This window comes from Chromatiaceae bacterium (assembly GCA_016714645.1).
Taxonomy (GTDB): Bacteria; Pseudomonadota; Gammaproteobacteria; order Chromatiales; family Chromatiaceae; genus M0108.
Genome location: JADKCI010000001.1, coordinates 94,884 through 110,069 on the forward strand (window position 1 = coordinate 94,884; position 15,186 = coordinate 110,069).

Here is a 15,186-nt window from a genome sequence, read left to right on the forward strand (position 1 = left end):
CGGCAGGCTTCCTTCGGCGGACTGGGCGCCGCGATCAGGCTGGATCGCGGCGCTATTTAAGCTTGATCATCATGGGCGAGAAGCCCTTGCCCGCCAACTGTGACTTGGCCTTGCTGGCGGCTTCCTTGCCCTTCATGGGGCCGGTGCGGATCCGATAATGGGTTTTGCCATCGACGCTGGCCTGCTGGATGCTCACAGAAATACCCTGCTGCGCGAGCTTGGCCTTGAAACGCTCGGCCTCTTCCGGCGACCCCAGTGAGGCGACCTGGAGGATGTAGGTCTCGTTATCACCCCCCGTGGGGGCGGCTTCCGGCGGTTTCGTGGTCTGTTCGGCGGGCTTCGCCGGGGGTTTCTCGGGCGTCTTGGCCGTCTTGGCGGGATCCTTAACGGGCTCCTTAGCTGGGGTCTTGGCCGCCTCCTTGCCGGTGGCCTTGGCGGGATCCTTCGGGGGCTCCTTGGCCGCCGGCTTGGCGGGTTCCTTGGCCCCGGCCTTGGCGGCGGCGGCCTCCTTGGCGGCCTCCGCCTTGGCGAGTGCCTTGAGTTCCTCCGGCGAGGGCGGCGGCGGGGGCAGGGCCGGCGGGCGATCCGAGGTGTCCTCGTCGGGGACCACCACCTCCAGTTCCGGCAGGATGGTCGGGTACTGGTAACGGAGCTTGGGCTGGGTTTGGGCGTAGCGCGGGGTGCCCGCCGCGACCGGGCCGGCGGCATCACCGCGCTCGTCCATCATCCAGACGATGGCCACTGCCAGGGCGCCGAGCAGGCCGCCAGTGAGGAACCAGAAAAAGCAGGAGCCATTACGACGATGGCGGGGCCTTGGTGGCGGGTTGGGGCTGTTTTCCCGCGTCATCTCACATTGTCTCCGGCGCCGAGACGCCGATCAGGTTGAGGCCGTTGCGCAGCACCTGGCGTACCGCCAGGATGAGCTTGAGTCGGGCATCGCGCAGGGCCGCGTCCTCGACCAGGAACTGGTGGGCGTTGTAGTAGGTGTGAAAGTCGTTGGCCAGCTCGCGCAGGTAATGGGTGAGTTGGTGGGGCTCCTCGTTGAGGGCCGCCTCCTCCACCAACTCCGGGTAGCGGGCAAGGGTCTTGAGCAGATCCTGCTCATGGGTCTCCGTCAAGTGTTCCAGATGCGTCACCCCCGGGCTGGGCTCCGCCGCCAGGCCCTTGTCCGCCGCCTGGCGCAGGACGCTGCAGACGCGGGCATGGGCGTACTGGACGTAATAGACGGGATTATCGCTGGACTGGGACTTGGCCAGATCGAGATCGAAATCCAGGTGTTGCTCGCAGCGACGCATGATGTAGAAGAAGCGGGCGGCATCGCGTCCCACCTCCTGTCGCAACTCGCGCAGGGTCACGAACTCCCCGGAGCGGGTGGACATCTGCATCCGCTCGCCGCCCCGGTAGAGGATGGCGAACTGCACCAGCAGGACATCGAGCCTGGCCGGGTCGTCGCCCAAGGCCTGGAGGGCGCCCTTGATGCGCGGCACATAGCCGTGATGATCCGCCCCCCAGATGTCGATGACCCGGTCGAAGCCGCGCTCCATCTTGTCCATGTGGTAGGCGATGTCGGAGGCGAAGTAGGTGGTTTGGCCGTTGTCACGGACCACCACCCGGTCCTTCTCATCGCCGAAAGCGGTGGCGCGAAACCAGAGGGCCCCATCCTTATCGTAGAGATGGCCAGCGGCGCGCAGCCGCTCCAGGGCGCGGTTGACGGCGCCCTTCTCGGTCAGGGAGCGCTCCGAGAACCACTCGTCGTAGGTCACCCCAAAGAGGGCCAGGTCGTCGCGGATATCATCGAGGATGGTGTTGAGGCCCAGCTCGAAGACGTAGCGGTAGCGGTTGTCGCCCAACAAAGCCTTGGCCCGCGCCACCAGGCCATCGATATGCAACTCCTTGTCGCCCCCCGCCAGCTCGTCCGCCGGGATGTCGGCAAAGACCTCCTCGGCGCCATGACGGTAGGCGTCGCCATGCTCCCGGTGCAGGGTCGCGGCCATGTCCCAGACATAGTCGCCCTTGTAGCCATTGCTAGGGAAGGGGATGTCCTCCCCGGCCAGTTCCAGGTAGCGCAGCCAGAGGGAGGTGCCGAGGATGTCCATCTGCCGGCCGGCGTCGTTGACGTAATACTCGCGATGGACCGCAAAGCCGACCGCCGCCAGCAGGTCCGCCACCACGGCGCCATAGGCGGCGCCCCGGCCATGGCCGACGTGCAGGGGGCCGGTGGGATTGGCGGAGACGAACTCGACCTGGACCCGCTTGCCCGCGCCCAACTTGCTGCGGCCATAGTCGGGCCCGGCGGCGAGGATGGTCGGGATCAGGCCCAGATGCGCGCCCGGGGCCAGGAAGAAGTTGATGAAGCCGGGCCCGGCGATCTCGGTCCGCGCGATCAGCGCCGATGCCGGCAGGGCCGCGACCAGTCGCGCCGCCAGGTCACGGGGCTTGCCGCCGACCACCTTGGCCATGACCAGGGCCAGATTGGTGGCGAAATCGCCATGCGCGGGGTCGCGGGTGCGGTCCACCTGAGGATCCGGGAGGTCAGCGCCAGCGACCTGACCGGTCGCGGCCAGATGCCGCCATGCGGCTGAGAGGAGTTCCTTGACCTGTTGCTTCATCGGCTTGGCTATGGCGAACGGCTGGGCGTGGATGGATGGGGAGGGCCAGGTCCCGGGGGGACCGGCGAAAGGCAGGGTATTAAGGATAGCAGGAATCGCACTGATGATGCTTCAGTACATCTCCTGAGGGTCCACGTCCAGGGACCAGCGCGCGGCGCCCTGCCCCTTGATACCGTAGAGTTGGGGCACCCAGACGGCGAGGAAGGCCTGTAACTCGGCCCGCTCCCGGGCCTGGACGAGGAGCTGGGCCCGATAACGGCCGGCGCGCCGCTCCATGGGGGCCGGCACGGGGCCAAAGAGGCTGATGCGCGGGCCGCCCAGGTGGCACGCGGCCTCCCGGGCCAGGCGCAGCCAGCCCAGGGAGGCCTCCCGGGCGTTCGCTTCGACCCGCAGCAGGGCCTGATGGGTGAAGGGGGGCAGACCGGCCTCCCGGCGTTCCCGCAACGCGGCGGCGGCAAAGGCTGGGTAGCCTTGCCGGCGCAGGGTCTGGAGGAGCGGGTGATCCGGATGATGGGTCTGGAGCACCACCCGCCCGGGCCGCTCCGCCCGTCCGGCGCGGCCGGCGACCTGAATCACCAGTTGGGCCATGCGCTCCGCGGCGCGGAAGTCGGAGCCATAGAGGCCGTTGTCCGCATCCAGGATGCCGACCAGGGTGACGCGGGGAAAATGGTGGCCCTTGGCCAGCATCTGGGTGCCCACCAGGAGGGGATAGTCGCCCGCGAGGGCCGCCGCCAACAGCCGGTCCAGCTCGCCCTTGCGACGGGTGCTGTCGCGATCCACCCGGGCGACCCGGATATCGGGAAACAGGGCCTGCAACTCCCCCGCGAGACGCTCGGTACCCTGGCCCAGGGCCCGGATATCGAGCCCCCCGCATTGGGGGCAGGCGACGGGGATGGGCCGGGTCAGGCCGCAATGGTGACACCAGAGCCGGTTGTCCGCGAGGTGGAGGGTCAGCCGGGCATCGCAGTGGGGGCAGTCGCCCACCCAGCCACAGGCGTGGCAGGTCAGCACCGGCGAGAAACCGCGCCGGTTAAGGAAGAGGAGCACCTGATTACCGGCATCGAACTGCTCGCGCATCAGCCGGATCAGCACCGCCGAGAGGCCGCCGCGCAGGGGCTGGGCGCGGATGTCCAAGAGGCCAATGGCCGGCGGCGCGGCGGCGCCGGCCCGTTCGGGCAACTCCAGGCGCTGATAGCGACCGATCGCAGCATTGCGCAGGCTCTCCAGGGAGGGCGTCGCCGAGCCCAGCACCAGGGGACAGCCGGCGCGCTTGGCGCGCCGCACCGCCAGGTCCCGGGCCGAGTAGCGGAAACCGTCCTGCTGCTTGAAGGAGAGGTCGTGTTCCTCGTCCACCAGGATGAGTCGCAGGCGCGGCAGGGGCACGAAGACCGCCGAGCGGGTGCCCAGCACCAGATCCGCCGCGCCACTGGCCGCCGCTTGCCAGGCCCGTTCCCGCTCCGTGGCGTTGAGGGCCGAATGCAGGATGGCCAGGCGTCCCGGAAAGCGGCGCGCCAGGCGGCGCCGGAGCTGGGGGGTGAGGCCGATCTCCGGCACCAGCAGCAGGGCCTGACCGCCCGCCTCCAGCACCCTGAGCAGGAGGCGGATATAGACCTCGGTCTTGCCGCTGCCGGTAACCCCCTCCAGCAGAAAGGGCTGGAAGCGATCCAGGGCTGCGCTCACCGCCGCGATCGCCTCGGTCTGGCGCGGGTTGAGTTCCGGCCCCGACTCCGGCGCCTTGACCGGCTCGTCACCCACCAGATGGCAAGGCTCGATCCAGCCCCGCTCGGCCAGGGCGCGCAAGGGGGTCTTGACCTCCCCCAGCCGGGACCGCAACCCGGCCTCCCCCAGTCCCTCCGGGTGATCGCCGAGCAGGCGCTGGATCTCGGCCTGACGGGGGGCGCGCGTCCCCGACGCCTGGTCGCGGCCCGCGGCCGTCAGGCGCCAGCCCGGCTGACCGGGAGGGACCGGCTCCAGGGGGGGCTCGGCCCGGCGCAACCGGGCCGGCAGGGCGGAGAAGAGGGCCTCGCCCGGGGGCTGGCGATAATAGTCGGCGGCCCAGAGAATGAGTTCCAGGTCATCGGCGCCGAGCAGGGGCTGGGGATCGAGCAGGGCCAGGATGGGCTTGAGCCGGTCCGGCTCCTGGTCGCTCTCCCGGGCCAAGGCGACAATCATGCCCACCCGGACCCGGGGGCCGAAGGACACCTGGACGCGCATCCCCGGCTGGGGTACGGGGCTCCCCTCCGCCTCCAGCGGTAGATAATCGAAAAGCCCCGGCAGGGGGACCGGGACGGCGATACGCAGGATAATGGGCGGGTCCTCGGGCAGGGTGCTCGGCCAGGCGGTTCAGGGTGGGCCAGGGCGGGAGCCGCCGGCAAGGGAATTCTACGCCATCGGCGGCGGCCCTTTGGGCATCGGGTCGGCGGATCAATTGAGGAGGATTGCTCGACCGGGGTTGCCGAAAGGCCGGCAAGCTGCTGAGCACTCGGTAGAAATACCGCTTATCCCCTTCGCCTGTGGATAAGTTTGTGGGAAAGGGCGGGGAAAGCGCCCAAAAGTGGCTAAAATGCTGGGCTCTGGCGGAATTGGCCAAAATCTTTACAATCTGAAATATTTTTTATAAACAGCATATTGCGCACAGGCCCCCTAAGCCCCTGATCGCGGTTCAGGCCTTGCCGAACTTTTGCGCAACCCTGTGCACAAGGGTCTTGACTTCAGGGGCCGCTGGTGTTTTCCCGGGCCCTCTGGCGGCCGGTCGCCAGCCGATAAGCCCTGCGCGGACCTCATGACGGAGGCTCATGCCCCATGACTGACTGGAACAAGATCGCGGCCCACATCCAGGCCCTCACGGGCCAGCCCTGCCAACCGGGAGCCATCCAGGAGCTCGGTGGCGGCTGTATCAGCCGCGCCTACGTGCTCCGCCATGGGGCCAGCGCCTGGTTCGTCAAGATCAACGACGCCCAGCGACTCGCCATGTTCCAGGCGGAAGCGGCGGGGCTGGAAGCCTTGGCGGCGGCCAAGGCCATCCGCGTGCCCACCCCCCTCGGGGCGGGCCGGGCGGGGGAGGAGGCCTTTCTGGTCCTGGAATACCTTGCCTTCGGCCCGCCGCGGCGGGAGGGTGGGGCCGAGGCCGGCCGGCGACTGGCGCATCTCCATCGCCAGAGCCAGGCCCGGTTCGGCTGGGACCGGGACAACTTCATCGGCTCCACGCCCCAGGCCAATGGCGAGGAGCGGGATTGGGCAACCTTCTGGCAGGCCCGGCGCCTGGGCCCCCAGCTCGACCTGGCCCTGGCCCAGGGTTTCGGCGGCCGCCTCCAGGACCGCGGCCGGCGGCTATGGGAGGCATGCCCCGCACTTATCGACCATGCCCCCCAGCCTTCCCTGCTGCATGGCGATCTCTGGAGCGGCAACCTGGCCTTTGACGCCGAGGGCCAGCCGGTCCTCTTCGACCCGGCGGTCTACTACGGGGACCGCGAGGCCGACCTGGCCATGACGGAGCTCTTCGGCGGCTTCGGCGCCGACTTTCAAGCCGCCTACCGCGAGGCCTGGCCCCTCGACCCGGGCTACAAAATCCGCCGGGACCTCTACAACCTTTACCACATTCTCAACCATCTCAATCTGTTTGGCGCCGGCTACCTGAGCCAGGCCCTGGGGATGATCGATCGCCTGCTGGCGGTACTGCACTGATGAGCTCGTCGGCCGCGGGAAAGAGGGGGGCAGGGGTTGCCTCCGGGCCCGGCCAGGACCGGGGCCGCGATGAGACACGGTGACAGTTCGATGATGGGTATGGTAAAACACCGGCCATCCTGTCATTGAGGTCACCGGTTTCATCATGTCTAGAGAACTCCAACTGCTACGCCACGCTAAATCCGACTGGGAAACGGACGCCCTGAGTGATTTCGACCGCCCCCTGGCCAAGCGGGGCCTCAAGGATGCCCCCGGTATCGGCGCCTGGCTGCTGGAAGAGGGCCTGGTGCCCGACCTGGTGGTCAGTTCACCAGCCCAGCGCGCCAAGGAGACCGCGCTCCTGGTGTGCGCGGCCATGGATTACCACAAAAAGCACATCCTCTGGCAGGAGGAACTCTATGCGGCCGAGGTCTCCGCCCTCCTCGACGCTCTCGCTACCTGCCGGACCAAGCCCCGCGCCGTGATGCTCATCGGCCACAATCCGGGCATGGAAGAGCTGATGCGCTATCTGCTGGGGGACGCGGTGGAGACACCCCCGGATGGCAAACTCCTGCCCACCTCGACCCTCGCCCGCCTGGAGATGCCCAAGGACTGGCGCAAGCTGGCGCCCGGCAGCGCCAAGCTGCTCGGCGTGCGCCGGCCCCGCCGGGCGGACTGATGGCCGCCCCTGCTCAAGCCCGTCGTTAGCGCCGCGTGTCCCAAAACCTCAGGGGTCTTTCCGCCCGGAAAGGCCTGGACAGGAGCCTCTACGCGGCGACCCAGCAGGCCTTGCGGCCAGACGGCGGTCGGCGTTTCGCCGAGATCGCGGCGGAATTCCTGGTGAGCGAGGCTAGCCTGATTGGGGCCAGCGCCTCTTATGACTTTCCGCAACTCGACCAGGCCGGAAAAAAGGTCCTCCTGTGCGAGGGTACCGCCTGCCGGGTATCCGGCAGGCAAGCAAGCCTCCAGGCCGCCCTGTCCGGACACTTCAGTGAGGCCGAGATAGGCCATGTCACCTGTCTCGGCCATTGTCATCGCAACGATGCCTTCCTTTACGATCAGGCCACCTGGACCCGGGAGGACCTGGCCTTACTGGACAGGCCCGGCACCCCATCTCCCGCCCCCAAACCGGTCCCCACCGGCACACTGGCCGCGCCGAGCGTCCTCCTCGCCCCCCTCCCGCCGCTCGCGGCTTATTACGCCCCGCTGCTCGCCCTGAAGGGAGCGCCCGCACCCGCCCTGAGCGAGATCAAGGCGTCCGGGCTGCGTGGACGCGGGGGCGCCGGCTTCCCCTTCCACCTCAAGGTGAAGGCCGCCCGCGAGGCCGTGAGTGACCAGAAGTATGTCGTCTGCAATGCCGACGAGGGCGACCCGGGGGCCTACTCCGACAAGTGGCTGCTGGAAGAGCGACCCCATGCGGTCCTGGCCGGCATGATGGCCATCGGCGCTATCATCGGCGCCGATACCGGCGTCCTCTACATCCGCGGTGAGTATCCCGAGTCGCTCGCGGCCATCCGGGCGGCCATCGGCGAACTGGATGCCCTTGACCTCCCGGGGGACGGGCGGCGCGGCGCCGGGTCCGCCTTTCGCTTTCAGGTCATCGCGGGCGCGGGGGCCTACATCTGCGGGGAGGAGACCGCCCTGCTGAACTCCATCGAGGGCCTGAGGCCCGAGGTCCGGGTCCGGCCGCCCTTCCCCACCAGCCATGGCCTGTTCGGCAAACCCACCCTCCTCAGCAACGTCGAGACCCTGGCCAATCTGCCTTATATCCTGACGGCCGGTGGCGAGGCCTACGCGGCCCAAGGCCTGGCACGTTGTACCGGCACCAAGCTGGTCTCCCTGGACGGCGGCTTCAATCGCCCCGGCGTTTACGAGGTACCGATGGGGACCCCCCTGCGCCAGGTCCTCGACGGCCTGGGCGGCGGCACCCGCTACCCCGTCAAGGCCTTCCAGATCGGCGGCCCCCTGGGTGGCCTGGTACCCGTCGCCCAGGTGGACAGCCTGACCCTCGACTTCGAGGCCTTCGCCGCGGCGGGTTTTCTGCTCGGCCACGCCGGCATCGTCGCCATTCCCGAGCGGTTTCCCCTGGCCGAACTCCTCGCCCACCTCTTCGCCTTCACGGCGCGGGAGTCCTGTGGCAAATGCTTCCCCTGCCGCATCGGCGCGCGACGCGGCCAGGAGTTGGTCGAGGGTGCCATCCGCCAGGGCACCCGGATCGACCCCAGGCTCTTCGTGGACCTGCTCGAAACCCTGGAGCTGGGTTCCCTCTGCGCCCTCGGTGGCGGCCTGCCCCTGCCGGTCCGTAATGCCCTGACCTACTTTGGCGACGAACTCGCTCCGCTGTTCCTTGATGCCTGACCAGGAAAGCGGGGCGCTAGTGGTCGGCACCGGGCCAATTTGACTCACGCGACTGACACCTTGCCAAGGGCCAGGGACATGGAAAACACCGCCTACATCGACAACCGGCCCTTCGCCATCATCCCTGGCGAGACCCTGCTCGAGTTCGTGCGCCGGCACCGGGGCCAGGACCTCATCCCCACCCTCTGCCAGGCCGACAACCTGGAGAATTACGGCTCCTGCCGCCTCTGCTCCGTGGAGGTGGCTCAGGCCCCGAACGGCCCCGCCCGGGTGCTGGCCGCCTGCCATACGCCGGTCGCGCCGGGTCAATACCTCTATCCCGCCAGCGAGCGGATTCGGCGGCTGCGCCAGAACATCCTCGAACTGGTGCTTTCCGATTACCCCGCCGACCGCATCCAGCCGGCTCCGGGCCAGCTCCCCACCGCCTTCCAGCGGACCCTCGCCACCCTCGGCAGCCCGGCGGTGCGCTATCCCCCGGGCGCCCGCCATCCCGCCCCGGCCCCGGACCTCGGCCACCCCTACATCCGGGCCGACATGGCCGAATGCATCGGCTGCTACCGCTGCGTCCGGGCCTGCGACGAATTGCAGGCCGGCCAGGTCCTGGCGGTCGCCGGACGCGGGCTCGCGGCCCGGGTCATCGCCGGGGCCGACCAGTCCTTCAGCGACTCCCCCTGCGTCGCCTGTGGCGCCTGCGTCCAGACCTGCCCCACCAACGCCCTCACCGACCGTTATGGCACCAAGACCGCCCCCTACGACCGGCAAGTCCGCACCCTCTGCACCTACTGCGGGGTCGGCTGCAACCTGGAGGTCAAGGTCAGGGATGGCCAGATCCAGGGCATCCAGGGCGCCGAGGACGCCGCCGTCAACCGGGGCCACACCTGCGTCAAGGGCCGCTTCGCCTTTGGATTTCACCGCCACCCCGACCGGTTGACGGCGCCCCTGATCCGCAGGGACGGCCAGCTCCAGCCGGCGACCTGGGACGAGGCCCTGGACTACAGCGCCCGCCGCTTCCAGGAGATCAAGGATTGCCACGGCCCGGATGCCCTGGCCGGCATCTCCTCCGCCCGCTGCACCAACGAAGAAAACTACCTGATGCAGAAGTTCTTCCGGGTGGTGATCGGCACCAACAACATCGACGGCTGCGCCCGGGTCTGCCACGCCCCCACCGCCCTGGGCATGCAGTGGACCCTGGGCACCGGCGCCGCCACCAACTCGGTGGCAGACCTCGACCAGACGGCCTGCATCCTGATCATTGGCGCCAACCCGACCGCGGCCCACCCGGTCACCGGCGCCCGCATCAAGGCGCTGGTCCAGCGCGGCGTGCCCCTCATCGTCATCGACCCCCTGCGCACCGAGCTGGCTCGCCATGCCCAGTACCACCTGCGCCCCCGGCCGGGGACCAACCTGGCGGTGCTCAACCTCTTCGCCCGCGCCATTCTCGACGCGGGCCTCGTCGATCAGGACTTTATCGCCCGCCGCACCGAGGGCTGGGAAGCCTTTGCCGCTCACCTGCAAGGCCTGGACGTCACCGCCCAGACGCGCCTCTGCGGCGTCGCCTGGGACCTGATCCAGGCCGCCGCCCGCGCCTACGCCGCCGCCCCGGCGGCCATGGAGTTCCACGGCCTGGGGGTCACCGAGCACTGGCAAGGCACCAAGGCCGTCGCCCTCATCGCCGCCATCGCCCTCATGACCGGTAACCTCGGCAAGCCCGGCGCCGGGGTCAATCCCCTGCGCGGCCAGAACAATGTTCAGGGCGCCGCCGACATGGGCGTCCAGCCCCACCAGGGCCCGGGCTACCTGGCGGTGGATGACCCTCAGGTCCAGGCCCGCTACCAGGACTTCTACGGCGTCGCCTTCCCCAACAAGCCAGGCTACAAGATCCCCGAGATGTTCGCCGCCAGCACCCGGGGCGACCTCAAGGCCCTGTGGATCATGGGCGAGGACCTGCTGCGCACCGACCCCAACACCTGCCAGGTCCGTCATGCCCTCTCCGGCCTGGAATTCCTGGTGGTCCAGGAGCTCTTTCTCACCGACACCGCCCAGTTGGCGGACGTCGTCTTCCCGGCCTCCTCCTGTTTCGAAAAGGAGGGCACCTTCACCAACGCCGAGCGCCGCATCCAACGGGTGCGCCAGGTCATCCCACCCCTGGCCGGCACCCGGCCCGATGGCCAGATCGTCATCGACTTGATGCGGCGCATGGGCTACCCCCAGGCAGCCTACTCGGCGCCGGACCTCTTGCGGGAGATCGCCGGCATCGTCCCCTTCTTCCAGGGGGTCCGCTGGGAGGAGCTGGGCGACCAGGGCAAACAGTGGCCGGTGGCCGCGGACGGCACCGATACCGCCATCCTGCATCGCGATACCTTCAAGGGCGGCCTGGGCCGCTTTCAGGTCTGGGATTTCGAGGAGACGGCGGAACTGGCGACTCATGGGACCGATTACCCCTTCATCCTCACCACCGGCCGGCTGCTGGAGCATTACAACAGCGGCACCATGACCCGCCGTACCCCCAACGCCGAACTGGTCGGGGAGGACCTCCTCTATGTCCATCCCGACGACGCCCGGGCCAAGCAGATTGCCCACGGCGATAGCGTCCGCCTCCGCTCCCCCCGGGCCGAGACGCTGATGCGGGTCGCGCTATCCGATATCGTCAAACCTGGCGTCCTCTACACCACCTTCCATTTCCCCGAGGTAGCCATCAACCACCTCACCAGCGACGTGGGCGACGAATTCACCCTTACCCCCGAGTTCAAGGTGGTCGCCGTGGACTTTGAGCGGGCGTTCCCCGGACCAGGCAAGCTACCCGCCTGGCCCGAAGGCTAGCCCGATGGCGCGCGCAAGAACGATTGCGAGCGCAACGCCGCCAAGCGGCTGCTCACAGAGTTGCGCCGCGCGCATCCGCACCTGAAGCCTTCGCATCGCCGCCAGGCGGCAAGGGGTGCGCCGTGCCCGCATCGGCTCATTACTGCCAAGTGGCTGTCTGCCTCGGCTGTGCATTCAGCGAGCGGGAATTGCTGCTAAAAGCAGGCTGCGGTTGACTGTTACCGGTATTCTGGAGCATGCTCCGGGCATGGAGACAACCCAACAATCCATCCTTGATCTTGCGCGGACCCGCGGGCTCCTCCGTCCCCTGGACCTGACCGCCCACGGGCTGCCCCGGGCCTCGCTGACCCGGCTGGTGCGCCAGGGTCGGCTCGCCCGGGTTGGGCGCGGGCTCTACTCCCTCCCGGACCGCGAGGTGTCGGAGCACGCCGCCCTGGCCGAGGTCGCCCGCATGCACCCCCGAGCCGTGGTCTGCCTACTCTCGGCGCTACGCTTCCACGACATCACGACCCAAGCCCCCTTCGAGGTTTGGCTCGCCATCCCGAACAAGGCCCGCCCCCCGCGCCTGGACAGCCTGCATCTCTCTGGGCCGCTGCGCACCGTGCGGTTCTCCGATGCCGGCCTAACCGAGGGCGTCGAAGAGCACATGATCGACGAGGTGCCGGTGCGCATCACCGGGGTGGCGAGGACCGTGGCGGACTGCTTCAAATACCGCAACAAGATCGGACTGGACGTGGCCCTAGAGGCGCTGAAGGATGTCCTGGGACGTGATGGCCAGGCGCGCCGGGCGGGCATCGACGAGATCTGGCGCTACGCCCAGATTGATCGGGTCGCCAACGTCATGCGCCCCTACCTGGAGAGCCTGGCGTGACGGGGCTGGACATCGGTGCGTCCATCCGCGCCCGGTTGCTCAACAAGGCGAAGGCCGAGGGTCAGGACTTCAACCTAGTCCTGACCCGCTATGCCCTGGAGCGCCTGTTGTACCGCCTGGGTAGCTCCAGCCACGCGGAGCGCTTCCTCCTCAAGGGCGCCTTGCTGTTCGACTTGTGGTTCGACATCCCCCACCGCCCGACCCGTGACGTGGACCTCCTGGGGTTCGGCCCGGCGGAGATCCCGATCCTGGAGGCGGTCTTCCGCGACCTGTGCGCCGCCGCCAGCGAGCCCGACGACGGTATTCGCTTTCAGGCAGAGACGGTCCGCGGCGGGGAGATCCGCAAGGAGGCCAACTATGCCGGCATCCGCGTCACCCTGGTCGGGCTTCTGGCGGGCGCACGTTGTTCGGTGCAGGTCGATGTCGGCTTCGGCGACGCGGTGACGCCCGCCCCGGAGCCGGTCGATTACCCGGTCATGCTCCCCGAGCTACCGGCCCCCAGACTTCGCGCCTACCCGCGCTACACCGTGGTCGCCGAGAAGTTCGAGGCCCTGGTCACGCTGGGCATCGCCAACAGCCGCATGAAAGACTACTTCGACCTGTGGGTCCTGGCCTGCCAGGCGGACTTCGACGGGGACATTCTCACCCAGGCGATCCACGCGACCTTCGACCGGCGCGCAACCACGCTCCCCGATGGGGTACCCTTCGGTCTCACCGAGGACTTCGCCCAGGACCGCCAGAAACAGACCCAGTGGAGGGCCTTCCTCGCCAAGAATGCCCTCGCCCCGGTGCTGCTCGCTGATGTCCTGGACCTGCTGCGGCGCTTCCTGCTGCCGCCGCTGAACGCCGCCAGTGACGGCACTTCGCTGGTTGATCACTGGCAAGCCAGCGGCGACTGGCGCCGCCCGTGGCGGGGAGCCAATTGACCGTATCCGCACATACAATGCGGTGCATGACATCCACGAGGAGATCCACTGTCCAGTCCCGTGTGATTATATGCCGAGACGGAGTTATCCGTTATTCTTAGCCAGGGAGGTGCTGCGCCTCTTGAGAGAAGAGGCACGCACGACGTCGCAACGAGCCACCCGGAGACCGGCCTACGATGAATCTGAACCTGCATAAGAACGCGCGCACCACCCCGGCCATCCGCCAGGAACTGCGCGAATCCACCCAGTCAGAGCGCGAACTGGCGCGCGAGTACCATCTGAACCGCGCCACGGTGCGCCAATGGCGGCGCCGTGATAACGGTCAGGATGCCTCACATCGTCCCCATCGCCTGCACACCACGCTCACCCCGGCCCAGGAGCTGGTCGTCGTCGAGTTGCGTAAAACCTTGCTCCTGCCCCTGGATGACCTGCTGGCGGTGACGCGCGAGTTCCTCAATCCCGCGGTCTCGCGTTCGGGTCTGGATCGCTGCCTGCGGCGGCAGGGCGTCTCGCACCTCCAGGCCCTAATTCCCCAGCCGGAAGCCGACGAGCAACCAACGAAAACCACTAAGGATTATGAACCTGGCTTCGTCCATGTCGATGTCAAGTATCTGCCACAGATGCCGGACGAAGACGCACATCGCTAGCTGTTCGTCGGCATCGATCGCGCCTCACGCGGGGTGTACGTGGAGATTCTCGGCGAGAAAACCGCCGTGAATGCGGCCAGTTTCCTGCAGCGACTCGTCGCGAAGGCCCCCTTCCCGGTGCAAAAAGTCCTGACCGATAATGGCCAGGAATTCACCGATCGCTTCTGCGCCACCGGCGAACGTGACCCCACCGGGCGTCATCGCTTTGATCGCACTTGCGAGAGCCACAACATCGACCACCGCCTCATCAAGCCCCGTCATCCCCAGACCAACGGCAGGGTCGAGCGCTGCAATGGCCGCATCAGCGCGGTGCTGGCCACCACCCGCTTCGATTCGGCCCAGCGCCTGGAGGACACCCTGAGCCGCTATGTGCGCCTGTATAATCATCACATTCCCCAGCGCGCGTTAGGGCACATCGCGCCGGTTCAGGCCCTGCAAGATTGGCAGGAGAAATGCCCAGAGCTGTTCAAAAAGAAGGTATATAATCTCACGGGTCTTGACACCTATTCATATCCCTTTCCCGCGGCGCTCCTGTTGCGCCCTGGCCTGGGACAGCAGGGCTCGCGTGGCCTCGTAAGAGGCTTGGCAAAAGAGCACAAAAGCCGACTCAAGCCTAGGGTTGGGCCAGACGCCGGTATGGCCGCCAAGCTGTCCGGCCTGGACTTGGTAGGCAGCCAGGGTATCGATATACCGCTTACGGTCCTTCAGTTCGATCACCACCGGCAAATGGCCGGAGTGCAACAGTGGCAGGTTCGCGAGCAGGCGGGCCATGCGCCCATTACCGTCCCAGAAGGGATGGATGTGGACAAAGCCCAGATGGAGCCGGGCATAAGCGGCCAGGGCCTCATCCTCGCTCAGGGGCTTGACGCAAAAGCGGTTCAATGCCGTCAACCAGGTCGCCATGAGCAGGGGCACATCACCGGGCATGGCCCACCACTTCCTGATGGTCCTTGATCGGTTTGCCCCCGACCCTCAACCCTTCCTCGATGACAAACTGGGGCTCCCCCAGGGTCAGGGTATTACCTTAGGGCGCGGTGGAACCGTGGGTCCAGAGATCCCGCACCCTGGCCAACGGCAATACCCCGTACGCGCATGTTGCGCTGACCCCGACGCGCGTCGCGCCGGGACAGGCGGGGCACGCCGACCTGACCCCGGAGCCTGGTTTGAACAGGACAGCTAAATGGTGACGCCTTTTTCCCCGCCGCTTTTCCCCGCCTTTTCCCCTTTCCTCAGGGCAGACGCTGGGTCTGCGCGGAAACGGCGCTCCCATGGCAGTCTGGCTGGGTCTGCCA

Annotated in this window: 9 protein-coding genes and 2 pseudogenes; 7 read left to right on the forward strand and 4 right to left on the reverse strand. The window is 67.8% G+C overall.

The window, feature by feature from the left end; translation table 11 throughout:
- Positions 1-52: 52 nt before the first annotated feature.
- From IPN92_00410 to IPN92_00420, 3 genes are all read right to left on the reverse strand, one after another.
- Positions 53-847, reverse strand: coding sequence for an SPOR domain-containing protein (locus tag IPN92_00410; GenBank protein MBK8636793.1), 795 nt, complete (start codon positions 845-847; stop codon positions 53-55).
- A gap of 1 nt (position 848) precedes the next feature.
- Positions 849-2,609 (reverse strand): arginine--tRNA ligase, encoded by a 1,761-nt coding sequence (locus IPN92_00415; protein ID MBK8636794.1) that lies wholly within the window; start codon positions 2,607-2,609, stop codon positions 849-851.
- 111 nt (positions 2,610-2,720) lie between these two features.
- Positions 2,721-4,910 (reverse strand): primosomal protein N', encoded by a 2,190-nt coding sequence (locus IPN92_00420; GenBank protein ID MBK8636795.1) that lies wholly within the window; start codon positions 4,908-4,910, stop codon positions 2,721-2,723.
- Positions 4,911-5,411: 501 nt separating this feature from the next.
- Between IPN92_00420 and IPN92_00425 the strand changes: the two genes are divergently transcribed.
- From IPN92_00425 to IPN92_00455, 7 genes and pseudogenes are all read left to right on the forward strand, one after another.
- Positions 5,412-6,293 (forward strand): fructosamine kinase family protein, encoded by an 882-nt coding sequence (locus tag IPN92_00425; protein ID MBK8636796.1) that lies wholly within the window; start codon positions 5,412-5,414, stop codon positions 6,291-6,293.
- 145 nt (positions 6,294-6,438) lie between these two features.
- Complete coding sequence (locus IPN92_00430) at positions 6,439-6,951, forward strand: histidine phosphatase family protein (GenBank protein ID MBK8636797.1); 513 nt, start codon at positions 6,439-6,441, stop codon at positions 6,949-6,951.
- 35 nt (positions 6,952-6,986) lie between these two features.
- Positions 6,987-8,630 (forward strand): SLBB domain-containing protein, encoded by a 1,644-nt coding sequence (locus IPN92_00435; protein MBK8636798.1) that lies wholly within the window; start codon positions 6,987-6,989, stop codon positions 8,628-8,630.
- 78 nt (positions 8,631-8,708) lie between these two features.
- A complete protein-coding gene (fdhF, locus tag IPN92_00440; protein ID MBK8636799.1) occupies positions 8,709-11,450 on the forward strand; it encodes a formate dehydrogenase subunit alpha in 2,742 nt (913 codons plus the stop codon).
- 247 nt (positions 11,451-11,697) lie between these two features.
- Positions 11,698-12,321 (forward strand): AbiEi antitoxin N-terminal domain-containing protein, encoded by a 624-nt coding sequence (locus tag IPN92_00445; GenBank protein ID MBK8636800.1) that lies wholly within the window; start codon positions 11,698-11,700, stop codon positions 12,319-12,321.
- A complete protein-coding gene (locus IPN92_00450) occupies positions 12,318-13,247 on the forward strand; it encodes a nucleotidyl transferase AbiEii/AbiGii toxin family protein (GenBank protein MBK8636801.1) in 930 nt (309 codons plus the stop codon). Before IPN92_00445 ends, IPN92_00450 begins: the two co-directional genes overlap by 4 nt.
- Positions 13,248-13,423: 176 nt before the next feature.
- A pseudogene (locus tag IPN92_00455) lies at positions 13,424-14,395 on the forward strand (IS481 family transposase).
- 6 nt (positions 14,396-14,401) lie between these two features.
- Here the strand turns inward: IPN92_00455 and IPN92_00460 are convergent.
- Positions 14,402-15,164 (reverse strand): annotated as a pseudogene (locus IPN92_00460) (Fic family protein).
- Positions 15,165-15,186: the final 22 nt, after the last annotated feature.

Coding starts and splice junctions, on each gene's coding strand:
- IPN92_00430 (MBK8636797.1), top strand. CDS start 6,439: ATGTCTAGAGAACTCCAACTGCTACGCCACGCTAAATCCGACTGGGAA.
- fdhF (MBK8636799.1), top strand. CDS start 8,709: ATGGAAAACACCGCCTACATCGACAACCGGCCCTTCGCCATCATCCCT.
- IPN92_00415 (MBK8636794.1), bottom strand. CDS start 2,609: ATGAAGCAACAGGTCAAGGAACTCCTCTCAGCCGCATGGCGGCATCTG.
- IPN92_00445 (MBK8636800.1), top strand. CDS start 11,698: ATGGAGACAACCCAACAATCCATCCTTGATCTTGCGCGGACCCGCGGG.
- IPN92_00410 (MBK8636793.1), bottom strand. CDS start 847: ATGACGCGGGAAAACAGCCCCAACCCGCCACCAAGGCCCCGCCATCGT.
- IPN92_00425 (MBK8636796.1), top strand. CDS start 5,412: ATGACTGACTGGAACAAGATCGCGGCCCACATCCAGGCCCTCACGGGC.